Annotated in this window: 7 protein-coding genes and 1 pseudogene; 1 reads left to right on the forward strand and 7 read right to left on the reverse strand. The window is 66.3% G+C overall.

Features of this window, described 5'->3' with window-relative positions:
• A pseudogene (locus EV657_RS21110) lies at nucleotides 1-89 on the forward strand (IS5/IS1182 family transposase); the annotation flags it as partial.
• 566 nt (nucleotides 90-655) lie between these two features.
• On the opposite strand, the gene EV657_RS21115 reads toward EV657_RS21110, so the two are convergent.
• The 7 genes from EV657_RS21115 to EV657_RS21800 all read right to left on the reverse strand — a co-directional run.
• Nucleotides 656-1,300, reverse strand: a complete 645-nt coding sequence (locus EV657_RS21115) for a GmrSD restriction endonuclease domain-containing protein (RefSeq protein WP_134079817.1) — start codon at nucleotides 1,298-1,300, stop codon at nucleotides 656-658.
• Between the two features lie 62 nt (nucleotides 1,301-1,362).
• On the reverse strand, nucleotides 1,363-2,169 hold the full coding sequence (locus tag EV657_RS21120) for a DNA adenine methylase (protein ID WP_134079826.1): 807 nt from the start codon (nucleotides 2,167-2,169) through the stop codon (nucleotides 1,363-1,365).
• A 159-nt stretch (nucleotides 2,170-2,328) separates the two neighbouring features.
• On the reverse strand, nucleotides 2,329-2,664 hold the full coding sequence (locus EV657_RS21125; RefSeq protein WP_134079819.1) for a bacteriophage spanin2 family protein: 336 nt from the start codon (nucleotides 2,662-2,664) through the stop codon (nucleotides 2,329-2,331).
• Entirely contained in the window at nucleotides 2,643-3,110 is a 468-nt protein-coding gene (locus EV657_RS21130) for a lysozyme (RefSeq protein WP_134079820.1), read from the reverse strand. The genes EV657_RS21125 and EV657_RS21130 overlap by 22 nt, the downstream gene beginning before the upstream one ends.
• The gene (locus EV657_RS21135) at nucleotides 3,107-3,334 is read right to left on the reverse strand and encodes a DUF7940 domain-containing protein (RefSeq protein WP_134079822.1); all 228 of its coding nucleotides are present in this window, start codon (nucleotides 3,332-3,334) and stop codon (nucleotides 3,107-3,109) included. The genes EV657_RS21130 and EV657_RS21135 overlap by 4 nt, the downstream gene beginning before the upstream one ends.
• A gap of 96 nt (nucleotides 3,335-3,430) precedes the next feature.
• The gene (locus EV657_RS21140; protein ID WP_134079824.1) at nucleotides 3,431-3,742 is read right to left on the reverse strand and encodes a hypothetical protein; all 312 of its coding nucleotides are present in this window, start codon (nucleotides 3,740-3,742) and stop codon (nucleotides 3,431-3,433) included.
• Between the two features lie 3 nt (nucleotides 3,743-3,745).
• On the reverse strand, nucleotides 3,746-3,998 hold a 253-nt coding region (locus EV657_RS21800), incomplete at its 5' end, for a hypothetical protein (protein WP_166673765.1).

Consider the following 3,998-nt stretch of genomic DNA (forward strand, 5'->3'; position numbering starts at 1 on the left):
CGACCCGCTACGACAAGACCGCTGAGAGCTTCCTCGGCTTCATTGACATCACGTCGATCCGTCTCTGGGTCCGCCATTTGTCAACATGACCTAGTTTCACGCGATTCTAGAAACTGATGCGCGTCGAAAGGCTCGCAAGCCAAAAGCTGGTTCGTGACCTCTTTCAATGCCATAGTTTGGCCCAGGCGATTGGCGATACTCATTATCGCGATCCTTGCGGGATCTCGTTGATACTCTCACTTCCGGGAGGTTTTCTAGATAGATGATTTCGAAGTCGCTCGCCACTAGTTGGAGTTGATCTGATTGCATTTATGCGCTCTCTCAGCTGATATGAATTAAATTCGAGAATTGCCGTTTTGACCTTAATTTTATCCGTTCGAATATTCAGCAAATTTGGCATTGGTTCTTTTTCCGCCATCGCTTCTGGTCTCTAATGTGCTGCGGCATTCCTCGCCGAGCGCGGCCCGATATTACATCAATTCCATAGTCAACCGTCAACTCTGCGCACTCCGAGTTGCATTGTCTCGCATCGAGTTTCGCATATTTATAATGCGCAAGTAACCCCCCTTGCGCTCAACACTAAGCTCGCAGCTTGCGCGGTTGCTGCGTCGGACGGACGATTAGGGGCAGGACTTCGGTAACGTGGCCGCTTCAGTCAAGCTGTTTTGCGCACGCGCAGGCGCCCGCGGAAACGGTTTTCCCCTCTCGTTCTCGGTAACCGTTCTTTCCGGCCCCTTCGTCTGAGATCACCCCGGGAACATGCTTCGGTCCGTGGTCGGCGCGATTGCCGCCAACATGATGCTGGTTCGATGCAATTCCGATATGCCCATCTCATTGGCGTGCTCGACGGCGTCGGCATCAGTCCGGACCGCGGCTTCACCGGAACCACGTCCCTGGTGGGAACCTCGACGGGCAACAGGTTGACGGGATCGAGGGCGAAGCGGGCGCGCTTCTCGGCCGACCAGCTGGCGGCACCATGGCCCCACGCATAGCGCAGCGGCACTATGTGATCGATGTCGAGATCCCCGGCCTCGGTCACCACCTGGCCGGTGTAGGGCGCGATCCAGCGGCCGTGGCGCACCGAGCATCCGGAAGGCGCCAGGGTCACCGGCACGGTGGAGATTTCCGCCAGCAGCTCGGCCCGGGTGTCGAGGCAATCGCCATCCGGATCGGCCCAGCCCGCGCCGAAGGCCGCGCGGGTATAGGGCGCGGCCGGGCTCGCCAGCTCCGGGGCCTGCGCAACCGGGGCGCAGGCCAGGAGCGTCAGGCTCAGGATCAGCAGGGGCAGAAAACGGCGCATGAGGCAGACCTTTGACCGTGCGTCCCCAAGATCCGGTTAAACGCCGACCGGGCCGGGGGACCTCATACCAGCCCCGTCATGACCTCGCGATTGGCGATGATCAACTCCCGCGCCGCGGTCGCGCCCCTCTTCGAGACCGAGTAATTCAGCCGCACCTCTTCGATCCGGAAGGCGCCGAAGAGATCGCGGATCTCGGGCCGGTCGTTGATCGACAGCACGAAAGCGCCCTCGATCCTGCCCAGGCGCCCGGCCAGCTCGGCGAACTGGTCGCGGTCGAAGAGCCCCTTGCCGTAATCGTCCTCGCCGCCCCAATAGGGCGGATCGAGATAGAACAGCGCCTGCGGCCCGTCATAGCGCGCCAGCACTTCCTGCCAGGGCAGATTCTCGAAGACCACGCCATCGAGCCGGGCATGGGCGGCATCGAGCAGCGGGCCGATCCGGGCCAGGCTGAACCGGGCGCTCTGGTCGGGCGCCACGCCGAAGACCCCGCCGAGCTGGCCGCCGAAGGCGAGCCGCTGCAGATAGAGGAACCGGGCGGCGCGTTCCAGATCGGTCAGGGTGGCCGGATCGCAGGCCCGGAGCCGCTCGAACTCGCGGCGCGAGGTGATCTGGAAGCGCATGACCTCCATCAGCTGCGGATAATGGCGCTGCAACACCCGGAATAAATTGGTGATCTCGCCGTTCAGATCGTTGGCCACTTCAAGCCGCGGGCACCATGTCCGGCGCAGGAAGACCCCGCCCATGCCGAGGAAGGGCTCGACATAGGTCCGGTGCGGGATCGCCTCGATCTTTTCGATGATCCGCCGGTGCAGAGCCTTCTTGCCGCCCATCCAGGGGGCGACGGGGGAGGCAGGGACGGTTTTTCGCATTTCGTTCATGTCAGGAACCTGTTCTAGGTCCGCCCGCTCTCGCGAGAGTCGGGCGGCAGATTCCCACTGGGGTGTCGGCGCAGCACTTGTTGACGCAGGCTGCGTGGTGAGGCGGTGTTGACGCACCGCCTTGCCCCCGCCCGAAGGCGGGGGAAGCTCTCAGGCCCGGCGGCGCCTGACCGCCTGGCCGATCCTTCGCCCGATCTCGCCTGGCGAGGGGGCGATCCACCCGATCAGGGCGACCAGGACGATCCAGGCGGGGATTTCGTTGACGATCACCGTTTCCACCCGGTCGGCGCGGAGGCGGTTCTCGGATTGCTCCTGTCGAATCTCGCGGGCGCGGGGGCGCACGATGCTGGGGGCATTCTCGACCTTCACACCTTGCACGTTCTCGGCCCCGGCCTGGACATTGGCGGCGACGTTCGGGCCGAGCGGCAGCCCGCCGCAGCCTGCCAGCAGCAGGGCGGCGAGGATCAGTCGAGGCCGGAGCGGCATAGGTCGCGTTCCGCGGTGCGGCGGTTGACGAGGCCGGGCACGGTCTGGCCGCCCGCGTTCACCCACAGCATGAGGGCATCGCAGGCGCCGGGCAGATCGCCCGCCAGCGCGCGGCGGGACATGCTCGACCGGCAGAAGGCGCCGGAGCCGATATTGTAGGCGGCCGAGACGAAGGCCGCCCGGGTCTCGATGGGCAGCGCGGCGGGCAGACAGGGGCGGATCTCGGCCTCGAACTGCGCGGTGCGGCGGGCGAGCTGGTCCCGGCACTCTTCCGGCGTCGCGGTCTGGCCGGGGCTGACGCCCCGGGTTTCGCCGTAGCAGATCGTCCAGACGCCCACGATGTCCTGATAGGACGCGGTGCGCAGGCCCTCCCAGGGGGCGATCAACGCGACGGCGGCGGCGATCACCGCGGCGGCGCCACCGGCGGCGGTGCGACGGCGGATCATTCGTCTGCCCCCGCAAGCCCGGTCTGGGCGATCACCCTGGCCAGCATCGCGGCGGCGGACAGAAGCCCCACGGCGGCGGCGTAGATATCGGGCGGCAGGCCGAGCATGTCCGCGGACAGCAGCGAGGCGGCGGCCTCGAGGCCGGACAAAATGACCATGGCAGCCAGAATCCACACCGACCACGCACGGCTGAGCACCGCGCGCCAGTTGGGCACGAGTTTCATTCGGGATCTCCTGCAGTTGGGAACGGCCCCGGTCTCAGGGCCAGACGATCAGCGCCAGCCAGATGGCGGCGGTGAGGGTGAGATAGAGGGTCCGGCTCATTTGCCGCCCCGCCAGAGGCGCAGCATTTCCGCCAGATGGGCCGGGTCGCGCTTCAGCCAGAGGAGCGCCGCGGCGGCGGTTTCCAGCGCCAGCGGGCCGAGGACGGTCACGCCGACGATGGTCAGCCGCTCGGGCGTGCCCAGCCAGAGGGCGATCTCGGGGCCTGCGACATAGCCGATGGCGCCCGAGGCGATCACGATGCCCATGCGGGCGATCAGCGCCATGCCATCGGTCCTGAGCCAGACCAGCACCAGCCCGCCGAGGATCGCCAGCAGGGTCCGGATCGCGTTGTCGGTCGCGTCAAGCATGGCTCAGTCCGCGGTATAGTCGCGGCGGCGGTAGAGAGACGCCCGCCCGCCGCCGAAGGTGCCGTAATTGCTGCCGCCAGAGATAAAGACCAGCCGGATCCGCGATGTCCGGCGCGCGGGCCCCCCGAGCGCGATGGTCGCGCTGAGCCCCACCGACCCGGTCTGGTCGTAGATGTAGTCGGGGCGGGCAATACCGATGGGCCGCGGGCGCAGCGGGTCGGGGATCCGGATCCGGCCGCCAAGCGGAACCCGGGCC

It is taken from the genome of Rhodovulum visakhapatnamense (assembly GCF_004365965.1).
GTDB classification, from domain to species: domain Bacteria; phylum Pseudomonadota; class Alphaproteobacteria; order Rhodobacterales; family Rhodobacteraceae; genus Rhodovulum; species Rhodovulum visakhapatnamense.